19 protein-coding genes are annotated in these 24,885 nt (G+C 46.9%); 9 read left to right on the top strand and 10 right to left on the bottom strand.

What is annotated here, in order from left to right; translation table 11 throughout:
- The first annotated feature begins 130 nt into the window (after positions 1-130).
- Positions 131-1,531 (top strand): IS1380 family transposase, encoded by a 1,401-nt coding sequence (locus MJ595_RS13055; protein WP_263322433.1) that lies wholly within the window; start codon positions 131-133, stop codon positions 1,529-1,531.
- A 648-nt stretch (positions 1,532-2,179) separates the two neighbouring features.
- Here MJ595_RS13055 and MJ595_RS13050 read toward each other — a convergent pair.
- From MJ595_RS13050 to murJ, 4 genes are all read right to left on the bottom strand, one after another.
- A complete protein-coding gene (locus MJ595_RS13050) occupies positions 2,180-3,394 on the bottom strand; it encodes a hypothetical protein (RefSeq protein ID WP_263078349.1) in 1,215 nt (404 codons plus the stop codon).
- Positions 3,395-3,559: 165 nt separating this feature from the next.
- On the bottom strand, positions 3,560-6,388 hold the full coding sequence (gene ileS / locus MJ595_RS13045) for an isoleucine--tRNA ligase (RefSeq protein ID WP_263078348.1): 2,829 nt from the start codon (positions 6,386-6,388) through the stop codon (positions 3,560-3,562).
- A 91-nt stretch (positions 6,389-6,479) separates the two neighbouring features.
- Positions 6,480-7,412, bottom strand: coding sequence for a bifunctional riboflavin kinase/FAD synthetase (ribF, locus tag MJ595_RS13040; protein ID WP_263078347.1), 933 nt, complete (start codon positions 7,410-7,412; stop codon positions 6,480-6,482).
- 67 nt (positions 7,413-7,479) lie between these two features.
- Positions 7,480-9,045, bottom strand: a complete 1,566-nt coding sequence (gene murJ / locus MJ595_RS13035) for a murein biosynthesis integral membrane protein MurJ (protein ID WP_263078346.1) — start codon at positions 9,043-9,045, stop codon at positions 7,480-7,482.
- A 230-nt stretch (positions 9,046-9,275) separates the two neighbouring features.
- Here murJ and argR point away from each other — a divergent pair, with 230 nt between their 5' ends.
- The 5 genes from argR to MJ595_RS13010 are packed head-to-tail and all read left to right on the top strand — an operon-like array spanning position 9,276 to position 13,176.
- Positions 9,276-9,734, top strand: coding sequence for a transcriptional regulator ArgR (gene argR / locus MJ595_RS13030; RefSeq protein WP_263078345.1), 459 nt, complete (start codon positions 9,276-9,278; stop codon positions 9,732-9,734).
- A gap of 7 nt (positions 9,735-9,741) precedes the next feature.
- Entirely contained in the window at positions 9,742-10,848 is a 1,107-nt protein-coding gene (locus MJ595_RS13025; protein WP_263078344.1) for an ABC transporter permease, read from the top strand.
- Positions 10,845-11,642: an ATP-binding cassette domain-containing protein gene (locus MJ595_RS13020; RefSeq protein WP_263078343.1), complete on the top strand. Its 798-nt coding sequence runs from the start codon at positions 10,845-10,847 to the stop codon at positions 11,640-11,642. The genes MJ595_RS13025 and MJ595_RS13020 overlap by 4 nt, the downstream gene beginning before the upstream one ends.
- Positions 11,639-12,610, top strand: coding sequence for an MlaD family protein (locus MJ595_RS13015; protein ID WP_263078342.1), 972 nt, complete (start codon positions 11,639-11,641; stop codon positions 12,608-12,610). The genes MJ595_RS13020 and MJ595_RS13015 overlap by 4 nt, the downstream gene beginning before the upstream one ends.
- Positions 12,607-13,176 (top strand): PqiC family protein, encoded by a 570-nt coding sequence (locus tag MJ595_RS13010; protein WP_263078341.1) that lies wholly within the window; start codon positions 12,607-12,609, stop codon positions 13,174-13,176. Before MJ595_RS13015 ends, MJ595_RS13010 begins: the two co-directional genes overlap by 4 nt.
- 49 nt (positions 13,177-13,225) lie before the next feature.
- Here MJ595_RS13010 and MJ595_RS13005 read toward each other — a convergent pair whose 3' ends face one another.
- Together MJ595_RS13005 and MJ595_RS13000 are read right to left on the bottom strand one after the other, a co-directional pair.
- Positions 13,226-13,759 (bottom strand): DUF2059 domain-containing protein, encoded by a 534-nt coding sequence (locus tag MJ595_RS13005; RefSeq protein ID WP_263078340.1) that lies wholly within the window; start codon positions 13,757-13,759, stop codon positions 13,226-13,228.
- 27 nt (positions 13,760-13,786) lie between these two features.
- Positions 13,787-14,722, bottom strand: coding sequence for a LysR family transcriptional regulator (locus MJ595_RS13000; protein WP_263078338.1), 936 nt, complete (start codon positions 14,720-14,722; stop codon positions 13,787-13,789).
- A 127-nt stretch (positions 14,723-14,849) separates the two neighbouring features.
- On the opposite strand from MJ595_RS13000, the gene MJ595_RS12995 reads away from it, so the two are divergent.
- Together MJ595_RS12995 and MJ595_RS12990 are read left to right on the top strand one after the other, a co-directional pair.
- Positions 14,850-15,974: an HlyD family secretion protein gene (locus MJ595_RS12995; RefSeq protein ID WP_263078337.1), complete on the top strand. Its 1,125-nt coding sequence runs from the start codon at positions 14,850-14,852 to the stop codon at positions 15,972-15,974.
- A complete protein-coding gene (locus MJ595_RS12990) occupies positions 15,967-17,502 on the top strand; it encodes a DHA2 family efflux MFS transporter permease subunit (RefSeq protein WP_263078336.1) in 1,536 nt (511 codons plus the stop codon). Before MJ595_RS12995 ends, MJ595_RS12990 begins: the two co-directional genes overlap by 8 nt.
- Positions 17,503-17,654: 152 nt before the next feature.
- Here the strand turns inward: MJ595_RS12990 and MJ595_RS12985 are convergent, their stop codons facing one another.
- Positions 17,655-18,293 carry an IS630 family transposase gene (locus MJ595_RS12985; protein ID WP_263322441.1) on the bottom strand — a complete coding sequence of 213 codons (639 nt, stop codon included), beginning with the start codon at positions 18,291-18,293 and terminating at the stop codon, positions 17,655-17,657.
- A complete protein-coding gene (locus tag MJ595_RS12980; RefSeq protein ID WP_263078176.1) occupies positions 18,277-18,684 on the bottom strand; it encodes a helix-turn-helix domain-containing protein in 408 nt (135 codons plus the stop codon). The genes MJ595_RS12985 and MJ595_RS12980 overlap by 17 nt, the downstream gene beginning before the upstream one ends.
- Positions 18,685-18,867: 183 nt before the next feature.
- Between MJ595_RS12980 and MJ595_RS12975 the strand changes: the two genes are divergently transcribed.
- The gene (locus MJ595_RS12975; protein ID WP_263078334.1) at positions 18,868-21,201 is read left to right on the top strand and encodes an ankyrin repeat domain-containing protein; all 2,334 of its coding nucleotides are present in this window, start codon (positions 18,868-18,870) and stop codon (positions 21,199-21,201) included.
- Positions 21,202-21,203: 2 nt separating this feature from the next.
- Here the strand turns inward: MJ595_RS12975 and MJ595_RS12970 are convergent, their stop codons facing one another.
- Together MJ595_RS12970 and melB are read right to left on the bottom strand one after the other, a co-directional pair.
- Entirely contained in the window at positions 21,204-23,396 is a 2,193-nt protein-coding gene (locus MJ595_RS12970) for a metallophosphoesterase (protein ID WP_263078333.1), read from the bottom strand.
- A gap of 45 nt (positions 23,397-23,441) precedes the next feature.
- Positions 23,442-24,821, bottom strand: a complete 1,380-nt coding sequence (melB, locus tag MJ595_RS12965) for a melibiose:sodium transporter MelB (RefSeq protein ID WP_263078332.1) — start codon at positions 24,819-24,821, stop codon at positions 23,442-23,444.
- Positions 24,822-24,885 lie beyond the last annotated feature (64 nt).

The raw sequence follows: 24,885 nt of genomic DNA, 5'->3' as shown, positions 1-24,885 counted from the left end.
AAAGCTGAACTTTTAAGGCAAAAGCAGGGATAGCCCGGATATTTCATAAATAAAGGCAAGTTCCGTCCAATCTGTTGGTACGATTGGATTGACAAAAAAATGCTTCGGAAAAAGCAAACCGGAACTTGCCATGACCCAATCTACACAAGAGCAGCTTCGCTTTCATCCTTCAAATGGTAAAACTATCCGTGCGGACTTCAATGGTGGAGAGTTATCTTCAGATTTTGGGGCTCTGCTGTTACGGGAAACCATATTGCATAGCGGACTTATTTCCAGACTGACCCAGGCCATTGATGACAAGCGTCACCCATCCTACATTGACCACTCTCTGCAAAACCTCCTGGTTCAGCGAATTTTGCAAATGGCTTGCGGTTATGAGGATGCCAACGACAGCAACCGCCTCCGTAAAGACCCCATGTTAAAGCTGGCTACCGGACGAAACCCTTTGGATGATGATAACCACCTGGCTTCATCTCCCACCTACACACGGCTCGGGAAGTCCATGCGGCGCAAAGATATCTATCAAATGGCTGAAGCATTTGTGCATCATTTTATCGCCAGTTATGACTTGCCACCTATGGCTATCGTGATCGATCTTGATCACACACCGGCCATTACCCACGGATCGCAGCAAATGAATTTGTTTAATGCCAAATATCAGGACTACTGTTATCTGCCTTTGCTGATTTTTGAAGGTCTCAGTGGCAAGCTGATTACTGCCATCCTCCGTCCAGGCAAAACGCCAACAGGCAGGGAAAATGCCGCTATTATCAAGCGTGTCATCAAGCTTATCCGTAAACGGTGGCCAAAAACCCATTTGCTGGTGCGCGGGGATAGCCACTTTGCTCAACCTGAGTTAATGCATGTTGTTCAGGCTAATACTCATGCTGATTATGTGCTGGGTAAAGGTGCCGGTCACAAGACGGCCTTACGCCCTAAAGCCAAAGAGTTGCTAGATGAGGCTCGTCGAGCTTTCAAGGTTAAAACAGCCTTAGCCAAGTTGAACGATATGCCTGAGCCAGAACGACTCAGGCTGTACGGTGAGGCCGAGTATCAGGCTAAAAGCTGGAAAGGGCTCGATACCCGGATAATCTATAAGGCAGAGGTTAACGAGAAAGGCGACAATCCCCGCTTTATTGTCACCTCAATCAAAGAGGCTTCCCCAGAGGTGATTTATGAGGATCTGTACTGCCCAAGAGGGCAGGATGAGAATTTCATTAAGCACCTGAAAAGTGATCTGTCCGGTGACAGACTGTCAGACCAGACCTTTCTGGCCAATCACTTGAGACTGTTTTATGCCTGTGCGGCTTACGTTCTGCATTACGAGCTGAGAACCAAGGCTTTGAAAGGAACGGAACTGGAGAAAGCCCAGCCATCAACGGTAATCACAAAACTCTGCAAAGTAGCGGTTAAGGTGGTTGAGTACAAGGATCGGATCAAACTGCACCTACCCAGCAGCTGCCCATTCAAGAAGCTTTTGCAGCATGTAACAGAGATATTTTATCAAATGCCGTTGCCTCGGCCTGGGTAGCAGCCTCCACAACGCTTAGCCCGCCTAAATAATAACCAGATGAGAGACGTTTGGAGTATTCATTCGGCCTAAAAAAGCAGAATTGATCGTTAAATGTTCAGATTGGTGTAGTCGGAGCCTGAAGACCTTTAGTCACAGAGTGATAAAACAGCAGCCCCCACAGAAAAGTCAAAATTGAATGGACAGCCTGCTGCTTTATGAAATATCCGGGATAGTATGCCTGTTATGAATACTATGAAAATTGCCACTTACCGAAATAAACTAGGAATTAGCAGTTGGGTGGTAGTTTTCTGGGGAATTTTGGGGTGCCTGGTAAGGCATGACTTGTAACCAATAACCAGAAGGTACAAAGCAGTGAGGTGAGGTGAGCTGAATTAGTTCAGGTAACCCGCGTAATAGAAGGTTTAAAAAGTACAGTGTACTTCCCAGCTTCAGAGGATACTTAGCAAGCTACATTTAAATATACGTTTTATAGCTATCAGAGAAAACACTCAGACCATGACTACGTGGCACCGTGTTCAAATATAAACAAAGACTTGAACAAGGCAGCTTAAAAAGTGTCTGTATATCATATAAAAGGCACCACCCAGAAGGGCAGTGCCTTTTAGAAGAAAAAGGAACCCTTATAGCTTAGTTTTAAACTATGCTTTAGCTCTGAGGGTCTACCATCCTCTTCCTAAGTTCTCTGTCCTTAGACAGGTTCTCTCTTGCAACAGTGGCTCTTTCTGCGGGAGTAGCATCCCTCATAAAATACAGTGGTTGTTTCAGCTCTGATCCAGTATACATGCTTATAATATCATTAAAGTCTCTGAAACCTTTAAATCCATACAGGGTTCCTGGATCTCTCAGATAAATATCAAGCATCGCCAGCCTATAGAGAGCCTTTAAATCCCGATCCAGCTCGCAGGCACCCAGCGCTAAAAGCGCTTCAAGACTTTTTACCGTTTTCCCTCCATCTTCAGAACAATAGACATTAACGGCCTCTGTAACTTTATCCTTCAAAGATTCAACGGCTGGAAAATTTAAAGACTTATCTAGCTCCATAAGGTCATCCAGAGGGTTCCCCCCCCCACAACCCGTCAAAAATGAAATGACAGGTACAAGCCGTTCCACCACTTTATCTGTACTCACAGGAAAAACCATGTGTTGTTCAGTCGGCAAACTTTCAGGTGACACAGTTTTAAACCTGACTATCTTCATTGTAGTGGCGGAAACATAAGCTTCACCAATACCTCTAATTTCGAAGCATAATTTACGATCTATTTTACCCGGATCAGTTGGCGTCTTCCCGGAATTTAATCTTTGTAAAAAATTATAACCGGTAGGGTTTTCATGCATTTCCTTGTAAGCCATATCCCAGTAAGTAAGAGGAATAAACCGTAAAGGACTGGCAAGAATGTCTTTATTTTTATAGTTTGTAATTTCTGATATCGGGCACCCAGGCGGAACGTAAGATAAATATGCCAATAATGCAAAACTCTCTTCTTCTGAAACGGTATCCTTCTCTGGATCCCTTCCTGATAGGGTCATTAAACGCCGCCCTTCTGATTCGAAACGCTTAGGGAAATCACTACCTGCCGGTTCCTCAAAAGCAAAACCAGCCAGGTTAGTGCTGCACTTACCCATCTCTGTTTCAAAATCCTCAGATATCTTCCATCTTTCATCAACAAGTTGCACCCATCGCTTACCTCCATCCCATTCATAATTGATTTCTTTAAAAGCTATTGCACCGTCTCCTAAACCTTTCAATAAAGCCTTATCAAGCTCCTCCTCAGGCGAAGCCCACGTACCAGAATAAGTAGCCAAAAGACAACAACCCAATAAGACCTTTGCAAAAAGGTTTGTCGTTTTCTTATACATCACAGCAAACTCCATCGTTGTCAACAACAGTGATTTAAAGCTAGCTGATCCCCCGGGAGCACTTATATTATTAACAAGTACCCTTTAATATTTTTATTCCGTATCTAAAAAAGGCAGTGGATTAATACCACTGCCTTAGTTAAATGCTATTTAGAGCAAATCGGTCAATCAGGCGTACTGTCGCTGCTCACCCTCTCCCTCGATATTGTCGATACAGCGACCACAAAGTTCTCCATGTTCCTCATGACTGCCCACATCTTCGCGACGATGCCAGCAGCGAGAACATTTTTCATGGCTGGACTTAACTACAGCAACCTTCAAACCTTCCAGTTCGGTCTCTTTAGCATCAACCGCCTCAGCCAGGTCACGAACATCTGCACGGGAGGTGATTAAGACAAAGCGCAGCTCTTCATCCAGCTTTTGCAGCTGCTCTTTTAATTCAGCAGACGCATACAAGGTAACTTCTGCCTCAAGACCCGCACCAACAGCACCTTCACTACGCGCTTCTTCCAGTGCCTTGTTCACGGCAGTTTTAACAGCCATCACCGCTTCCCAGTACTCATGCCCCATTTCATCACCGGCCAGAGAGTGCAGTCCTTCATACCAGGTGTCCAGGAATACAGACTGGCTACGCTCGCCTGGCATAACCTGCCAGATTTCATCGGCAGTGAAGCTGAGCACAGGTGCAATCCAGCGGGTAAAGGCTTCCAGGATATGGTACATGGCGGTCTGGCAGCTGCGCCGAGCCAGACTATCCGGCTGAGTGGTGTACTGGCGATCTTTAATGATATCCAGATAGAAACCACCCATTTCCAGGGCACAGAAGTTGTGAACTTTCTGATAGACATTCAGGAAACTGTAACGATCATAAGCTTCTACTACTTCCTGCTGGAGGCGATGAGCCTGATCTACAGCCCAGCGATCCAGGGACAGCATATCATCCCACTTCACCAGGTCTTTTGCCGGGTCAAAGCCGTTGATGTTAGACAACAGGAAGCGTGCCGTATTACGAATACGACGGTAACTGTCTGCTGTCCGCTTGAGGATATCGTTGGATACCGTCAGCTCGCCACTGTAATCCGTAGCCGCTACCCACAGACGCAGGATATCAGCGCCCAGGCTGTCAAACACTTTCTGGGGCGCAATGACATTGCCCAGGGATTTAGACATTTTCCGGCCATTGGCATCCACAGTGAAACCGTGGGTCAACAGCTGTTTATAGGGAGGCACACCGTTAATAGCAATGCCGGTTTTCAGTGATGACTGGAACCAGCCCCGATGCTGGTCAGAGCCTTCAACATAGATATCCGCAGGTGAGCGCAGTTCTTCACGGCGATCCAGTACAGAAAAGTGTGTTACACCGGAGTCGAACCATACGTCCAGGGTATCAGTAACCTTGACGTAATTTTCAGCATCCTCTGCACTGAGAAGATCGGCAGGTTCCAGGTCAAACCAGGCATCCATGCCCTGCTCTTCCACTTTCACAGCCACCTTTTCAATCAGGCTGGCAGTTTCAGGATGCAGCTCTTCCGTTTCCTTATGGATAAACAGGGCGATGGGCACTCCCCAGGTGCGCTGGCGGGAAACACACCAGTCAGGACTCTGCCCCAGCATGGACTCCATACGGTTGCGTCCCCAGTCTGGTGTGAACTGGACATCTTCCAGGGAAGCCATGGCATTATCCAGCAGCTTTTCTTTGGTCATGGAGACAAACCACTGGGGCGTCGCCCGGAAAATCAGAGGCGTCTTGGTTCTCCAGCAGTGGGGATAACTGTGAGTCAGTTTTTCCTGGGCTAATAGACGACCGTGTTCTTCCAGGACGGCAATCACCTTAGGATCGACCTTGTAAACATGCTCTCCGGCAAATAACTCCACTTGGCTGCGGAAGATACCGTTATCATCCAGATAGTTTAATGTTCCGATACCGTTAGCCCGACCCACATTAAAGTCATCAACGCCATGATCCGGTGCGGTATGAACACAGCCCGTACCCGCATCAGTGGTGACATGGTCACCCAGAATAAACGGAACGACCCGGTCATAGAATGGGTGGGATGCCTTCTGGCCTGCCAGGGCTGAACCTTTGGCCCGTGCTACAATCCGGTACTCTTCCACACCATAGCGGGTCATGGCGCTCTCAACCAGGGCTTCTGCCAGGATCAAGCGGGCAGGTGTCCCATTGACGCTGCATTGCACCAGGACGTAGTCCACATCAGCGCCAATGGCAATAGCCTGGGAAGAAGGGATGGTCCAGGGAGTGGTGGTCCAGATAACAGCGGCCACCTCACCCTCGCCCTTATGGGAGGACGATTCAAAGCTAAAGGCATCCACGACAGCCTGTTGATCAATCACCGCATAACGCACGTCGATCTGGGTTGAGGTCTTGTCATGATACTCCACCTCAGCCTCAGCCAGGGCAGAACCACCCACCACACTCCAGTAAACCGGCTTGTAGCCTTTGACCAGGTGACCATTTTCCGCAATTTTACCCAGTGCCCGGATGATATCGGCTTCAGTCTGGAAGTTCATGGTCAGGTAAGGGGTATCCCACTCACCAAAAATTCCCATGCGCTTGAAATCTTTCCGCTGGCCATCCACCTGCTTCAGGGCATACTCACGGCACTTTTTGCGGAAGGTCTTGAAATCCACCTTGTCCCCGGCCTTGCCAATCATAGTCTCCACTTTATGCTCAATGGGCAGGCCATGGCAGTCCCAACCGGGAACATAGGGCGCATCAAAGCCACTCAACCCCTTGGACTTGACGATAATATCCTTGATGATTTTATTGACGGCGTGACCGATATGGATATCACCGTTGGCATAGGGAGGGCCGTCATGCAGAATAAATTTGTTACGCCCTTTACTAATCTTGCGAATTTCTTCATAGAGATTCATGTCGTACCAACGCTTGAGCATTTCCGGCTCGCGCTTGGCCAGATTGCCGCGCATAGGAAACTCAGTATGCGGCAAATTTAATGTATGTTTGTAATCGGACATAGTTGTTTACCAGAATCTCTTCACATCATTGAGCGTGAGCAATGTTTAAGTCAGACAGCGGGGACATCGCAATGGGTCCTGACCGGAATGCCTAATTGCGTTTTCTCCCGAAAATACCACGGGCTTGTTCCACATCGCCGGCAATAGCGGTACGCAGGGCATCAAGAGAAGCAAATTTTTGCTCACTCCGGAGTTTTTCAATAAATTCCACCGTGAGATCCATACCGTACAGATCCCCCCTGAAGTCCAGCAAGTGAACTTCCAGCAAGGGCCTGCTTGAAGTCACTGTGGGCCTTACGCCCAGGTTGGCCACCCCGTCATAGGCGGCTCCTTTCATTTTGACCCGAACGGCAAATACACCGGTCATTGGCAAAATCCGGTGTTTTACACGAATATTTGCTGTTGGAAAACCCAGTGTGCGCCCCAACTGTTGACCGGGGCGTACCCTGCCAACCATTGTAAACGGGCCACCGAGCAATTGGCCGGCAGATTTCAGGTTGCCACTCTTTAACAGGTCGCGTATGCGAGTGCTGCTGATACGCCCACAGCCCTGGGTCACGGTCTCGGTATCATTGACCTCAAAACCGCACTGTTTACCCATCTCACATAAATGACTGAAGTTGCCCTTCCTGCCATAACCAAAACGAAAATCATCACCTACGATCAGATAGTGTATTCCAAGACCATCAGCCAAAATATTTTGGACAAAGTCTTCAGCACTGATATTACTCAGCCGGTCACCGAAAGGAAGGCACAGCACCTGGTCAATGCCACATTGCTCGAGCAACAACAGTTTCTCACGAAGAGTGATCAGCCGGGCAGGCACCTCACCACTGTTAAAATGTTCATGGGGCAGGGGCTCAAAGGTTATAACACAGGCTTTTACCTGTCTCCTTTGAGCTTCCATCTTAAGTGCCTTGAGAATAGCTCTATGACCAAGATGAACACCGTCAAAATTACCTATGGTGGCAACACAGGCACGATGCTCCTGTCTTATATTATGCAATCCACGGATCAACTGCATCGGGCGTCCCAATAATGCCTGACAAAAGGCGGCATTATATCCCAGCTATAGCATGGGGTCATTTCGTTTAATGTCTGAAATGACGGGGACGTACCCCGGAAATTAAAAGCATCCCCGCATAAACGGCTATTCCCGAACCCACCAGAACCCCTGTATCGATAACCCGCTCCATCAAAGAGGCAGCAAGCCAGACACTGACATCGCCCTTAAGCCATAACAACACTGCTGCCATAGCCCCGTTAGCCAGCAGTATTTGCACTGCATATTTAGCCCAGCCTTTACCGGGAACATAAACGCCTGTGCGCTTAAGGCCCAAATACAACATTCCGGCATTCATAAATGCTGACAGCGTAGTGGCCAGGGCCAACCCCGCATGTTGCAAGGGAAATACCAACGCCAGATTAAAGACCATATTGGCCACCATGGCCTTAATGGCAATACTAACCGGTGTTTTGGTATCCTGCCTGGCAAAATAGCCGGGGGCCAAAATCTTGATCAACATAAATGCAACCAGTCCCAGAGAATAAGCCTTGAGACTCATTGCTGCCATCAACACATCCCGATCCTGCATCTCACCATAGTGGAACAGCGTAGCAATCAGGGGTTCAGCAAGAATAAACAGGGCAACACCAGCCGGCACACCAATCAGTAAAATCAGCCGGATAGCCCAGTCAATGGTTTGAGAAAATTGCCCGGCAGAGGCACTGGCATGCTTACGGGACAGGCTGGGTAAAATAACAGTGGCGATGGCTATACCAAACACCCCCAGCGGCAACTCTGACAACCGATCAGAGTAGTACAGCCAGGAGACACTCCCGGTCTGTAAAAATGAGGCCAGCACGGTATCCAACAGCAGGTTTATCTGGCTAACGGACACCCCGAATAAAGCCGGCACCATCAGTTTCATGATCCGGCGTACACCCTCATGCTGATGATCCCAGCGGGGCATAGGTAATAGTCGCATTTTCTGCAGGAATGGCAGCTGCAACAATAACTGGGATATCCCCGCCACCACCACGCCCCAGGCCAAGGCTACAACAGGCTCTGAAAACCATGGTGTCAGAAACAGGGTGGAGCCAATCAAGCTCAGGTTGAGCAGTACCGGAGTAAAAGCCGGTACTGCAAAACGGTTATAGCTATTTAAAACGGCGCCGGCCAAACCGGTCAGGGAAATCAGCAATAAATAGGGAAAGGTTATTCTTAACATGTCCCCGGCCAATGCCAGTTTGGCAGGATCATTATGAAACCCGGGAGCAAAGACCTTGATCAGAATGGGTGACCCCAGCATACAAAGGACGGTCACCATAATCAGCGTACCCGCCAATGTCCCACTGACCCGGCTGACAAGCCCCCGAACTTCATCAAACGGTCTTTTGGTTCGGTATTCTGATAGCACCGGCACAAAGGCCTGGGAGAAAGCCCCCTCAGCAAACAGTCGTCGCAGGAAATTAGGGATTTTAAAGGCCACGAAAAAAGCATCGGCTGAAGCCGTTGAGCCAAAATACCCAGCAATTACAACATCCCTTACCAACCCGAGAACCCGGGAAAGCATGGTCATAACACCAACCACAAGGCTGGATCGCAATAACCCGGGGGACTTTCCGGGCTTCTTTTGAGAGGAGGTTTCTGACATAGGAAGTCAAATGCCTTGGAGGTCAAGGATTAAGAAGAATAGAATCTGTAGAAAATAACAGAATGTACCGGGTAAACACTATATGCTAGCCCGGATATTTCATAAACTGCCCCGGGTGCTGTGAAATTACCTGCAAACCAAGAATAATCGCGAAATTTTCTTACATGAAACCCGGTTAGATCAAGTAAAATATGAATAACTATGCAACCCTCGTAGATCATGAGTAGGCCATGAGTAACTCCAAACAGGACGCATTAATCCGGTCGTTCCGACAGTTATTGAAAGAAGAGCGGTGTGGCTCCCAGGGACAGATTGTTACCCAGCTAAAAAAGCAGGGATTTACCAATATCAGCCAGTCTAAAATATCCCGCATGTTGAGTCGTCAGGGTGCTGTCAGGGCGAGAAATGCCCGTCATGAACTGGTTTATTGCCTGCCTCCCGAGCTGGGTAAAATGGACAGCAATATTGCAGTCAAAGATTTGATAGAGGAAATTGACCACAATAATGCGGTAATCGTTATCAAGACCAGTCCAGGAGCCGCTCAAATGATTGCCCGGTTGCTTGATTCCATCGGTCGGAGTGAAGGGATTCTTGGTTGTGTGGCGGGCGATGATACCATACTGGCGGCTCCCTCCAGAGTGGAAGATATCGAGAGCATCATGGATAAAGTGATTGATCTATTCCAGTAGGAGTACCATGACCGAAGCAACCCTCAAAGTGGATGACAGTGACAGATCCAGTTTTTCTGCATCCTTTAGCGGGGTCTGGAAAACAGGGTACAACACACCATCTATTGATGATTTTTGTCAGCAAATAGCGACCCGTTCGCCAGTCAGGGTCAATTTGATGGCTGCTCAGGAACTTCAGTGGGACTCCCGCTTAATGGCGGCCCTTTTAAAAGTGGCACGGGCCTGTACTGAGCATAATTGTGAACTCAATACCCGTTCCATGCCCCCTGAAATCTGTCGTTTACTGGATCTGGCCACCGCAGTTCCCATTCATGCCGGCACACCTGAAAAAACCACCCAAGCATGGCCCTGGCTCAGACAATCACTGGATTGGGTGACAGATTTCCTTCGGTTTATTGGTGAATTGTTTTTAGCATACATGCGGTTTTTTTCAGGTAAAAGCGCTACCCGCCTCAGGGATATCACCGCCTTTTTTCAGCAGTCAGGGCCATCAGCACTTGGCATTGTCACGTTAATCAGCCTTTTGACCGGAATGATTCTCGCCTATCTCGGAACAGTTCAGCTTCGGCAGTTTGGCGCTGAAGTTTATGTGGCTAAATTAGTGGCCATTGGCATGGTTCGGGAAATGGGCGCATTAATGACTGCCGTGATTATGGCAGGCCGCACAGGGGCAGCGTATGCGGCACAACTGGGTACAATGCAGGTTAATGAAGAGATTGATGCCCTGACAACCCTGGGTATCAAGCCGATAGACTATCTGGTGATTCCCCGGATGCTGGCACTGATCATGGCTATGCCCCTGCTGTGTATTTACAGCAATGCCCTGGGTATTTTGGGCGGTGGGCTCGTGGCTACGGGGATGGACATTACTCTGCGCATGTATTTTTCCCAGTTGCTTGGAGCAATGACCATGGTGGATATCATCACCGGTGTTTTTAAAAGTCTGGTGTTTGGCTTACTGATTGCCATGGCGGGTTGCCAGGCGGGTATGAGATGCGGTCGGTCATCGGCTGCGGTGGGAATGGCAACAACACGGGCTGTGGTCACTGCCATCGTATATTTGGTAGTGGCTGATGCGGGTTTGAATATTCTTTATTACCAATTAGGCATATGATGTTGCAGTCTACTGATTTAACGTCACAGCCTGCCGTTATCAAAGTACAGAAACTGGAAATGCGTTATGGCAGCCATCTGATTCAAAAAGAGTTGTGCTTCCAGGTTATGAAGGGGGATATCTTTGTGATTATGGGGGGGAGTGGTTGTGGTAAAAGTACGCTATTGAAGCATATGACCGGTTTATATCAACCGGCTGCCGGTGCCATTTGTTATGCAGGAAAAGACTATTTTTCCGCTGATGAAACTGATCAATTAAAAATGCGACAGCGGTGGGGAGTCACCTATCAAGGGGGGGCTCTATTTAGTGCTATGACCCTGGCAGAAAATGTGGCACTGCCCATTAGCCAGTACACAACCCTGTCTGCTGCCGAAACCCGGGAACTGGTCAGTTATAAGTTGGCTCTGGTGGGACTGGCGGGTTATGAAGGCTATTACCCATCAGAAATTAGTGGCGGTATGTGCAAGCGGGCTGGGCTGGCAAGGGCCATTGCCCTGGATCCGGACATTCTGTTTTTTGATGAGCCTTCTGCCGGCCTTGATCCTTTAAGCGCACGGCGTCTGGATGACTTGATACTTCAGCTGCGTGAATCCCTGGGAGCAACTATCGTGATAGTAACCCATGAGTTAGCCAGTATTTTTGCCATTGGTACTAACGGGGTTTTTCTGGACTCGGTCAGTAAAACGCAGCTGGACCAGGGGTCCCCTGAATACATGCTGAATCATAGCCCAAAGCAAGTGGTGAGGGAATTCCTGAGCCGGGGAGAGCCAAGTGCGGATGGAGTACAGGCATGACTAAACGAGCAAATCCAGTGCTGATTGGCAGTTTTGTAGTGGGTACTGTGGCACTGGTGATTTTATTTATTGTATTAACCGGGCATGGTGACTTTTCCCGCTATGACCGTCTTCGCTATGAATTAATTTATGACACCTCAATCAAGGGGCTGAACATTGGCGCTCCTGTGACTTTAAGAGGAGTGAAGATTGGCGAAGTGACCCAAATAAAGGCCCGGTATTATCCTGACCATAAGAATGTATTGAACGCCGTCTATGTGGATATTTATCCTGATGCTGTGGTTCAGGAGAATCATTCAGATACTAGTAACTTGCCTGAACAGTTGATCCAGCAGGGGTTCGGAGCACAGCTGAAGTTGCAAAGCCTGTTAACCGGGTTGCTGTATATAGAGGTGGACTTATACCCGAACAAGGTGCGCTCTATTACTGTAAAAACAGATTACCCCCAGATTCCCACCGTACCCAGTGATTTGGAATCCCTGTCCAGAAATCTGGATAATATGGATTTACCCGGGATGGTTGCCGACTTGCGAACGGTTATTAAAAACCTTAGGGCTGTGACGGACAGTCATGAAGCACAAACGCTGGTGATAAGCCTGGGTCAGGCTATAGGCTCTTTTGAGAAAATGTCCAAAGATATTGGGGGCAGTTTTAAAATAATGGGTGATCAGTTTGTGCCTATGGCAAAGGATATGCGGATTTTATCGCAAACCATGAACCGGCATTTGCCTGAAACCATAAGTGAGTTAAATAAGGTGATTCATCAAATGGACAGTTCCCTGACAGCTATGGGGACAGTGGCTGTTCAAATGCAGGATGTGGTGGATCCAGAATCACCTATGTTTTTCCAGCTGGAACAAAGTTCAAAGGATATCGGGCGGGCAGCCAGGGCTATTGAGTCCCTGGCAGCAATGCTGGAACAACAACCCGGAGCCATATGGTCTGGAAGAAAGGAGGTTAAAGAATGAATAAAACGCTACCACCGTTAATAAACCTGGTGCTGGTCAGTTTGCTGTTGGTGGGTTGCTCCGGTTCGGTACAAAAATATCGCTACTATGTCTTGCAACCCCTTGCCTCAGGGCTGGACTCCAATACAAATGGGTCTGTTGGCATTAATCCGGTGATTATTCCTGACTGGATGGATCGGCAGTCCCTGATTTGGAGTGACGGCTTGTTTCGGTTATATAAATCTGACCTGGATCGCTGGGGGGAACCATTATCCAGGGCTATAACACGGGTGACAGCTGAGAACCTGAACCGTCTGACGAACGGGACTTTTATTACCACAGGCCCCTGGTCACAGAGCCAACGGCCGGAACATACTGTTGATATAGACGTTTTGTCGGTAGCCAAAGAGAGTCAACGGATGGTTCTGGATGTGCGCTGGGTTATCAAGCATAAAAATAAAGTTCAGGCTATCGGCCATAAACAGTTTGCTTCTTCCCTGGCAGGACTTGGAACAGCCGATGAGATGGTAGAAGTCTTTAGTCAGTTACTGCTGGATATGGCAGAGGAAATCCGGCAACAATTATAATATTTTCTTAATAACCACCCACAGAAGTATCACTACAACGATTTTTTTTTCAAGAGCCTGTGTCAATGTTATTCACCCGGGTCAGTTCTCTAGCCATTTCTGACTGTATGACCCGTAGTTTGGGTATAAAGTTTTTAGTCATGTTTTGCATGATCTCTACGGTGGCATTGATCATCTCTGGTTGATGACTGAGCATTTCCTGTCCGGCCCTGGTTTGGTAAAACCGGGTAATGTCCCTGATGGTTTGTAAACTATAGGTTTGTACATAGGCATCAATTAAAGGCGGTGCCATTTTCTCCCAGCTAATTTCCTCCCGCATCGCAACTTTCATTTCCAGGGTGTACTTATCAATGATGGGCTTGGTTTGCGTTGATCCTTTGATTTGTAATACCTGGTTGGCAATGGCCTGCTCCATTTTGCCATAGGCAATAGAAAGTACGGATTCTGCATGGCTTACCTGTAATAATTTTGCTGCGGCTTCCCGATGCGCCTTATTCGACCCTGAAGACGAATACAGACTTTCCGGTGACATTGAGGTGCAGGAAGCTGTAAAAGCCAGCAGGCCTATCAGAGGTAGCTTCATAACATATTACTCAAGTTTATTATCGCGTTAAGAGAGTGAGTATAAGCCTATGGGTGAGGTGTCGCTGATTTCATTGCTCAATAATTGAATGGTTTTTTGGGTAAATTCAATAAAGTGTCTTACGGTAGAAGGGGTAAAGCGGCGATGGGGGTAGAGGGCATAAATATCGGCATCATTGACTTGCCAGTCGGGCAGAATTTCAACCAGATCCCCCTGGGTGGTGTAGTCATAGCATAGAAAATGGGGTAAACAGGCGATACCGATGCCTGCAAGGGCAGCATCCATACTGCAACTGAGATTATTGATTTTAAATGGACCTGTGGGTTTGTGTTTATACACCTGCCCCTCTTTTTCCAGCTTCCACCAGGGACTCATTTGTGGTGTCCCCAGGCTGATACAGGCATGTTTTTCAAGTTGGGAAGGTTCTGTGGGGGGGGGGTGATTTTCCAGATACGCTTTGCTGGCATAAAGACCCCTTGATACAGAAAAGAGGTGGCGGGCGATAAGGGAAGAGTCTTCAGGCTGGCCAATGCGAATCACAAGATCCAGCCCTTCTTCCACCAACCGGGATTCACGGGTGCTGAGTTCCGCATCAATGGATACTTTTGGGTATTCCAGGAGAAACTCATTGATTACCCTGATCATCAATCGCTGTCCCAGGTCTACCGGCATGAGTATGCGCAGCGTTCCGGCCGGTTCATCGCGAATTTCTGTAAGGGCCTGTTCAGCCTCCTCCCAGGCAGCAATGATATCCCGGCAGCGGGCATAGTGGGCCTTGCCAATATCCGTAAGACTCAGGCTACGGGTTGTACGGGATAGCAGCCGAACCCCAAGGCGGTTTTCCATCGCTGTGAGTTTCCGGCTAACCGTAGACTTCTGCATTTCCAGACGTTTGGCTGCAGCGGTGATGCCGCCACAATCAACCACCCGGGTAAAAATAAGAATCTCATTAAGGTCAAGCATAACTTATTACTATTGTTCCACAAGCGAAACAGTGTTTTTGAGTTCAAGGGTCTAATCATTCAGGTGCAACAATGGTACAGTTTTCGGCCAATTCATCAATCCCTGCCCTTTGAAAGAAAAAATCTCTATGCCCTCAAAGCTTTCTGCAAAACTGATTGCACTTATTGTTCTTATCCTGGCTCTGGCTGGTAGCACTGGCTATTGGTGGCTTACCTCTGGCCGCTATGTTGAAACCACAGATAACGCTTATATCCGGGCGGATAAAACGATCATCAGTTCCAAGCTGCCAGGCTTTCTTGAAGCGGGCTGGATTAAAGACAATCAAAGGGTAAAACCGGGGACTTTGTTAGCAAAAATAGAGGCCGATGACTACCAAACCAGTCTTGAAATGGCGGAATCCAAAACCAAGGCGACCCTGGCGGATATAGCTAGCGTTCGAGCTCAAATAAACCTGCAAGACTCTTTAATTCATGAGGCCGAGGCCGCCATTTCCGCTGATGAAGCCAGTCTGGCACAGGCTAGGGATGATGTTAGACGTTATACCCGTCTTGCCCGTTCAGGCTATAGCGCCGAAAGGGAACGTGAGTCAGCTGTTGTCGCCCGGGAGGCCGCTTTGGCGAGGCTCGAACAGGCCAGGGCCACTCTGGATTCCAGCAAAAAACAAAAAGCAGTGCTCAATGCCAGGCTGCAACAGGCCATTGCCAACAGGGATGCCAGCAATGCCTCTCTGGATAAGGCCCGGGCGGATATGGAAAAAGTGATGATCAAGTCTCCGGAAGCCGGCGTCATTGCCCAAAGGCTGGCACAAAATGGTGAATATGTGGGATCGGGCACTCCTCTGTTTTCCCTGGTGGATCTCAATACAGTTTGGATTGTTGCCAATTTTAAAGAGACCCAGATCGATCATATGAAGCCCGGTCAACCCGTGGAGATTGATGTGGACAGTTTTTCCGGAATGCCGCTGGTAGGCTATATCGACAGCATTGCGCCGGGCAGTGGTGCGGAATTCAGTATTCTTCCTCCCCAGAATGCCACCGGCAATTTCACCAAGATTGTTCAGCGTATTCCGGTGAAGATTATGATACCTGAGGGGCAGGCCCTCGCCGGCAAGCTTCGTCCGGGGATGTCTGCCCTTGTGCGTGTTGATACCCTTGATGCGGCTGTGGACCTTTCCCGATTCAATACGGCCAATAACAATCAGCTTCCTGAAAAGCCGCAGTCATTAGCTATGAGTGGAAAAGATCATGGCTGATAGTCAGCAGGAAAACACCCCGGTAAGCTTGCAACAGTGGCTGGCCGTTATGGGGGGGGCATTGGCTGCCTTTATGGCAGTGTTGGACATCCAGATTACCAATGCCTCATTACAGAATATTCAGGGAGCCTTGTCCGCCAGCCCTGAAGAAAGCACCTGGATATCAACGGCCTACCTGGTTGCAGAGGTCATTATTATTCCTATGACCGGCTGGCTGTGTCGCGTCTTTAGCCTGAGACGATATATGCTGGCCTCCGTTGTCCTGTTTATCATTTTTTCTATTCTGTGCGGGTTATCCTGGAGTCTTAGTTCCATGATCACCTTCCGTGCATTGCAGGGATTGTTTGGTGGAGCCTTAATTCCCCTGGCTTTTACCTTGATCATGACCCTGCTTCCGGAAAAGGATCGTCCCAAGGGCATGGCCCTGTTTTCGCTCTCTGCCGTTTGCTCTCCGGCCTTTGGCCCGGCGCTTGGTGGCTGGTTAACGGATAGCTGGAGCTGGCATATGATCTTTTTCATTAACATAGTGCCAGGCGCAGTGATGTATATCCTGTTAACCAGGGGTTTACCAAAAGGTAAGGCAAACCTGGCAGCGCTTAAACAGGGCGACTGGTTTGGTATAGTCACCATGGCGGTGGGACTGGCCTGTTTACAGATTGTGTTGGAAGAGGGTAATCGAAAGGACTGGTTTGGTTCCGATGAAATTGTTTTTTTGTCGCTTATCTCTGCCACAGCGCTGGTTGCTTTTATTATTCGGGAGATGACCTGCAAACAGCCATTAATCAATCTTCGGTTAATGGCGCGTCCCCGTTTTGGCCTGGGTTCTCTGGCTAATATGGGTATTGGCTTTTGCCTTTACTCTGCCGTTTATCTGTTACCTCTATATCTGGGCATGGTGCATGGCTACACACCCACCCAGATTGGCCTGGTTATTATGTGGATGGGCGTTCCGCAACTGTTCATAGTGCCAATGGTGCCAAAGCTAATAGAACGGTTCGGCACTGTTAACCTGGCTATGGTTGGCATACTACTGTTTTCCAGCGGCTTTTGGTTATCTGGCCATTTAAACCCTGATTTTGCAGGGCCCCAGTTTCATTTAGTGCAGTTACTCAGGGCTATAGGGCTTCCCTTGATCATGACGCCCCTGATGATCACCACAACCCAGGGGATGCCCAGGCATGAAGCGGCTGATGCCTCCAGTCTGTTCAATATCCTGAGAAACCTCGGTGGGGCTATTGGGATGGCCGTCATGGCCACACTGCTGACCAACAGGACGCTACTGCACGACACCAGGATTCGGGAGGCTTTACCCCAAACGGTAGAAAAGCTCTATCATGCTTATCCTGCGGCCTCTTATATGGAACCACAAAGCACCCTGGCGATGTTTTCCATGGAAATTAACCGTCAGGCCTCTATCATGGCTTACGCGGATGATTTTATCTTACTGACCTGGATCATGCTGGGCTGCATGGGGCTGGTTTGGCTTGCAGGGCGGTACGGTAAAAAGGAAACCGTAGCTAACAGTTAATGGTATTTTGGGGTGAGGGATATTTTCTGACACTTCCCAGAAATTTCTCACCCCTGGCTGTTCAGGAGAACTCTATTATGGAATAAGATTATCGGATTTTATCTATGTTTTTTTGATTTAATCGAAACCCATATAAAGGCACTCCTAAGTAGTCACTCAAACGAAATCAGATATTTTTGACCAAATAGATCAAATATACGTTTGACCTCTTGTTCGAATTCCTTGAAATCCATTATTGACAGCAGGTTCAGCCATTCATACTTCACTTTTCTCCACAATATTTCTATCAGGTTTAGCTCAGGTGAATAGGTTGGTAAAAAACAGACTAAGAGCTTTTTCTCAATTGCCCAGTCTATTACTCTTTCTCTGAAAAGTTTGCTGGTATGAATGCTGGCATTATCCACCATGACGATGGTATAGCGCTCATTAGAGCTGTACTTGGGTTCTTCCATCCTGGCGGCAAAATCATCAAAGACACTGATAACTGTTTCGCTGTTAACACAACCTGTTACTGGGTAGTAGAAAAGGTCATTGGCACGATTCATAAATCCCAGCACATTGATACGCTTACTTTTTACAGAGGGTATTTTTAGCTGTGAGCCTTTTTCTTGCCAGCCATAGGGGACACAAGGCTCTTGACTAAAACCAGATTCATCAAAGTAAAACAGATTGACAAGCCCTTTATCCTCAGCATATTGGGCCTCTTTCAAGGCAGACTGGCAACATCTGAATTGCTCCTCATCGCGCTTATGGCTGCAAGCTTTACGAAACCGCTTATAAACAAGTCCCAGCTTTTTTTAAAAGTCTCGACAGGGTTTGCTTTGAGGCAACCTTACCGGTTTCCTCTGCAATCTTTGTTTGAACATAAGACAGCCTGCGAGGTTCCTCGGAGACAATCTCTCTAATGCGTTGTGCTTCCTGGTCAGTATAGATAGGTGGTTTTCCACCTTCATGTTTTTTGTACAAGCCGCGAAGGCCATAATCATCCCAGGCATCAATCCAGTCAGAGACTGTCTGATATCGAACTTCAAATATTGCAGCAATCTCGCTCATAGAATAACCACGTATGCTGAGTAAAATAGCATGAGCCCTTTCCCTTAGGTACGGATATGGCCCATGTCGAATAGCTTCTCTCAATGTTTTTATGACAGCGACATCGGTTACTGGATCAACAGTTTTCATCGTGACAACAGCGAAATTAACGATATTAGGCAATGAGTATAGCCAAATTGGAATGGGGAGTTATTAAACGGTCGTACAGTTATTTTTATCTATTAGCGGTTGCGTGAGTACTTAAGCATTTTTTCTATGCTACATTTTACGAGATCTATTATTTTTTATAGTACCATAAGAGTCTTATTTAATATGTTTATAAAAAAAAACATCACTTTATTGATATTATTCTCATGCTTTTATATCAGCAACTCTGAAGCAGGAAGGTCTTTAGCAGTAGTAGATAGATGGAGACAGGCAACCCAACAAAACAGACTGGAAAAAATTCAAGAAATGCTAAATAAAGAAAATAAAAAAGGAATGCTTTTAAATGTAAAAGTAGACGGAGAACTTCCCATAATATATGCACTAGAAAAAGGTTTTTTTGATTTAGCGCAAACACTTATATCTCATGGAGCAGATATCAACGTTTATAGTAGTTCTAAATTATCAGCACTTTCATTATCTTTTATTTTTAAGGATAAAAATATTGCAAAAACCATTCTAATGAAACAGCCAAATAAAGATAGTCAGATTCAAGCCATTAACCAATCTCTTGATAAAAGTGAATCTGAAATGATAAGTGATATTCATTTATTACAAGAATATGGTATCGATATTGATCAACAGGATAATGAAGGCTTTCCGGTACTATTTAGAAAAGCTGTAAACGGTGATATGCCCTCTGTTAGCAAACTGTTATCCGTTAAAGTAGATGTTGATGCTTCTGCACATACGGGTGAAACTCCTTTACTAGGTTGTTGTTGGGCCGGGTATAAAGACATCGCCACCGCTTTAATAGAAGCTGGCGCACAAGTCAATAAACCAAACCACAATGGCGACACCCCCCTGATAGCAGCAGCCAGTAATGGACATAGGGATATTGCAGTTTTACTTATGGATCATGGTGCTGAACTTGAGGCCGTAGGCGGTTATGGTTTTACCCCTTTTATTGCTGCGTGTGAAAATGGAGATAATAAGGTTATTCAGGCTCTCATTGAGAAAAAAGCCAATTTGGAGGCCACCGATCATCGTGGCTTAAACGGACTTATGTGGGCTGCTATCAAGGGACACTTACCCGTGGCTAAAATGCTTATAAAGCATGGCGCAAAAGTAAACACCGTGGATCCAAATGGGTTCACTGCTTTATTATGGGCATCACATAATGGGCATAGTGAAATAGTGGAATTATTGCTACAAGGGCAAGCTAATATCTCTTTCGTTGACGAACAGGGTTGCACAGCCCTGATATGGGCTGCCATAAATAATTATGAGAAAATTATGGATATTTTAATCAGTCATTCATCAGGCCTTACTGATCCTCTGGCATTTCTCAATACCACTAACCTATATGGAAATACGGCCCTTATGACGGCAGCCTGCAATGGTATGTTGCAGACAGTGGAAAAATTAATCACGCAGGGTGTAAATATTGAGATATCAAATTATATTGGAAGCCGAGCCCTCCATCTGGCAGTAAAAGAGGGTCGCTATGAAACAGTGAAAGTATTGCTGGAAAATAAAGCCAACCCAAATGCAAGGGACTCTATGGGAGCAACACCATTGCATTATGCCTGTAGCAAAAAAAATAATAATAAGATGATAACCTTATTACTAGATCATCAGGCGAACGCTTCCTTGACGGATAAACTGGGAGCCTCACCACTATTGCTTGCAGCAATGCATGATATTGGTTCCCTGCAAATAACATACGATCAATGTATACGAGGAAAACAGGTTATTTTTATTACACGGATAGCGATTACAAAACCATTACAGCATCTGAATTTCCTTCAGAGTCATATGGAAAATAAAGGCAGTTTTTGTTTTGAACTAACTCGGAAAGCCAACCCTTTACTTAATATTGCCACCTACTACAGCATCAAAAATGCTCTGAAAAAAGTGCGTTTCAAGGATTCAGCCGACATTACTATACATAGGAAAGGAAGTGGTTCAAAATTAGCTCCTATTCATTGCGCAGTATTAGGTGATAATATCGAAATATTTAAAACTGTATTATGTAATACCAGAAATATTGATGTGCCTGGAAGGGTTACTAGAAAGTTTTCCTCTCCTCTATTGCTGGCAGTTGAGCTGAACAAGAAAGAGCATGTCACTCAATTATTATCCCATACCCCAAAACCAAACATTAACATTAAAGCGGGTAACCTCAAGAATACACCTTTACATATTGCTACTGAAATGAATCTTATTGATATGGTAGAGCTGTTAGTGAATCATCAGGCTGATGTTAATGCAAAAAACAGAAGAAAGAAAACGCCTTTGCATATTGCCCTGGAGAGAAAGTCGAGCCCCAAAATAATAAAAAAGTTGCTTGATGCAGGAGCTGACATAACAATCTTAAAACATGCAGAGGGTGAATATCATCCTAGTGTATCCGCTCAGGACATGCTCCATACGATGGATAGTGACCACTATCAACAGGAAATCCAATCTCTTTTTGATCAACTGTCAATCAATGAATAATATCAGGTCATGCTACTTAAATCCCTTATTTCTCCACTGTCTATATGCAGCATAAAGTGGTCACTGGGGTCTCCATTCAGAAACGCTGACAGTGTTCCGAATATTTTCCCAAACCTATCTTGAAATAAAACCATGAATGGTGCGTTATCAGAGATTCTGTTGTTTTTCCAAGTCAGCAGATAAGGACTGTTTTTTAACTGGTGGGCTATCAGCTCATACTCACGAAGCCTTTCCTGGCTGATATCCTTGAGAGCAAGTTGATCCGCATTACGCAAACGGTAAAAATCCACCGCCAGGTCATACCCACTCCATTGATCGAGCGCTTTCAGGCTGGTGTTTTTTGAGGCCAGAAGCATCTGCACTTCATCTTCGGCTTTCTGCCACTGATGTTTAAAGGATTCAGACTCGGCTTTCAATCGCTTCAAGTCAAAGCCTGCACGCTTGACCTGCCCCAGGCTCACACTGTTAGACAGTCGTGAAAGAATCAGTATATCTTTACCTGTAAACTGGAAGAGCATATTTCTCAGGTCTTCTGACCACTCTTTTGGCAAAAAACGCATGCGGGTTAACTCAGCAATATGCCAGTTGGTAAACTCCCGATAGTTTTTCGATTTCAGGATATCAGGGTTCCATAGCTTGTTGGATTCCATGGCCTTCAGGTGAAGATATTCCTGTTGATAATGCTCGAACAGTTCATCAAAGCGGGGCACATTATCCAAAACAACCGTTTTTACCTCTATCTGATCGCCAGCATCAATGCTCATCAGCTTGTAGGCCGGAACATACGCCGCCATTGAAGGTGCCTGGATATTGAACAAGAATTTACCATCGTCGTATTTGTGAACACCAGTATCATTGAAGTGCATATGCCCACCCACATGAACTTTAATGCCGGCTTCAGCCAGAGCGCGAGTCACATCATCCCTGGGGCTACGCTTCAACTGGAAATTCCCCTCCCCAAACAACTCTGTCAGTGTGTCCGATGCGCCATTATAAAACTCGCTCATTGGGAAATGACTAAACGCCACCAGCTGCTTCCCCTCTACTTCTGCCCGTCTGGCCACTTCTTTCATCCACTGGATAACCTGTTGCTTATGGGTCAGCATTTTGTTGTAACCAGCGTTACCAGAACCATCAAAGTTGCCGGGATTCTGTGGATTGCGGGTATCGGCTATTGCCTTTGGTATATAAACATTGGCGTCAATGGCCAGTAACCACAATCCCTTGACAGGCTCTACCAGATAACTGGTATCGGGCACCATAAAGCAGTTGGTATAACTGCTCTTTCGATATTTACCGCCAGTGCCCTCATGGCAGATCTCATACATCCTTTTTTCGTAAGAGGACTGATTAAGCGCCTGCTTGAAGTCGTAGTGGTTTTCATCATAGGTGCTGTAGGGGGTTTCCCAATAGAGGTATTCCTTCTGTGGGAAAAAACCATAATTTGACAAGGTACTGACCAGGCCTTCATACCCCTGATGGACTACTTCCTCGGTACAAATGGTGGCCAACTCGTGCCCCGCATCAACTGTCGCCCATGATTGACTGTAGCCTCTACACTCATTGACTCCCTTGCTGAAGATGCGCTGTTCCTTTCCGTCGCGCCCAAGGTAGTCGCTTTTTCCTGCGGGCAGATTATAGGGACGTACGGGGTCATGATTACCGGGTGCCGCAAAAAACACCAGTCCGTAATCATCAGCGTAACGGCGCAGGATTTTTTCCAGCCCCCGAACATGCACCGGCTGGCCATCATCGGAAAAATCACCTGGCAGAGCAACGTACTTGACCCCTCTTTTCACCACATCATCAAGAGCGGCCAACAGTGCAAAGTAGTTTTCGTTGAACAGTCGAGTAGAGGTCAACTGGGCATGCATGGTCCTTATGGTAGCCTTTTGCCCACTTTTGCTGTTGGAAATCCCCTTGAATGAACCGTCTCTAAAGTCACCATAAATATCATGGAAATGAATATCAGGCATAAAAGCGATTTGAACGGGCTCCATGTCTCTATTCAATGATTGAAGCTCGTTGGCTTGTACCGGGCCAGGCTCTGATACCTGATCAGAATGTTGGATGCCCTGGCAGCCTGAAAGGAAGGCAACCAATGCCACTGACAAAACCCCTCGGACGGAACTGGTCAAAGGCCTTCGGGAAACCGATAGTCTTTGATCAACCAATGCTTTACTTCTACTTTGCATTTTCCAACTCCCCCAAGAAGAAAAGATTAAGCCCGTTCATGCCTATCAAACCGCTGCTGCAACGCTGTACTTTTCTTCCAGTTGTTCCTGAACTTTATCCAGCTCTCCCCCATTTAAACGGTAAAATTTGCGGTAAATAAGGTAGGAAACAAGACAGAGTAGAGAGGGTGCAATGTAAACAGCCTGGAGGCCTAAAATAGTTTCAGCGGTCTGCACCTGGTTTGGCACATAGTCAATAATGGTCAGACTGATGCCCACCAGAAAACCGGTCAGCGCTCCTGTACACTTGATCACCAGGGTATGGGTGGAGTAGGAAATGCTTTCTGCGCGAATCCCCAGCTTGTAGTCGCCATAATCCACGGTATCCGCCACCATCAACAGCACCATTAACCAATAAAGCGCATTGGACAGGCCAAAGGCAATACCGGAAATAGCAATAAGAACCTTGGAGTCCGGGGCAAAGTTGGCAGCTATATACAGTACTCCGGCAGACACAACTGGCATTATGATGGACGCAGAAAACACCGTACGTCGTCCAAAAATGTCAATCAACCGGGTAAAAACCAGTAGTGATCCAACCCCGAAAATACCGGCCCAGAGCATGTAAGTGGAAAACAGGTTGTTGTCACCCAGAACATAGGCATAGAAATAAAGATTGAGGCCACTGGTCATATTCACAGCAATGTTAAACAGCAGGGCCAGCACCAGCAAAATAACAAACTGGTCATTTTTGAAGATCAGTTTCATGGCATCCTTGAGATTAAAGGCCGCCGTCGTTTCTTCACTGACTTCAAATGACTCCTTTGTCCAAATGCAGGTAACAACTGCACTGATCACTGCCAATCCGGCGGCAATCAAAGCAAACAGCATATATCCCTGGCCATCATCCCCGCCCCCCAGGAATTTGACGGCCATAATGCCCGTACCGCTGGCCAGATACCCCCCCAGTGAGGCACAGAGCCTCGGGTAAGGCATTAACCTTTCCCTTTCCCACTTGTCCAGGGTAATGGTGGGGATCATTGACCAGAACGGCGCATCCAGAAGGGTGTATGTCATTCCCCAGCCAATATAGGTGATCGCTATAAATACCAGCTGCTGTGAGCCAGAGAAGTTGTGGGCGGAAAAGAGAGCAACAATAAACAGGGCGTTGAGGATATTGCCCACCAGAATCCAGGGTTTGTATTTTCCCCAGCGGGATCGGGTTTTGCTGACAATGTACCCCAGCATCGGATCGTTCACCGTATCCCAGATGCGGGCAAAAAGGAAAACGGTGCCAATAAACGCGGCGGAAACCCCAACGATGTCGGTGTAGTAAAAGAACAGGAAGGTGTTAATGACCGCCAGACCAAAGTCTTTACCAAACCCGCCAAAGCCATAGGACAATTTGGTGGTTAAACTCACTTTATGAGCTTGTTCAGAACTCATGACTCCCCCTTAGACTGGTTCAGAATGCAATATCCGGGTTAACAGGTGTAATTCCTGCTGTCTT

The sequence above is a fragment of the Endozoicomonas sp. Mp262 genome, from assembly GCF_025643335.1.
GTDB lineage: Bacteria > Pseudomonadota > Gammaproteobacteria > Pseudomonadales > Endozoicomonadaceae > Endonucleibacter.
This window is presented reverse-complemented; position numbering and strand designations above follow the sequence as displayed.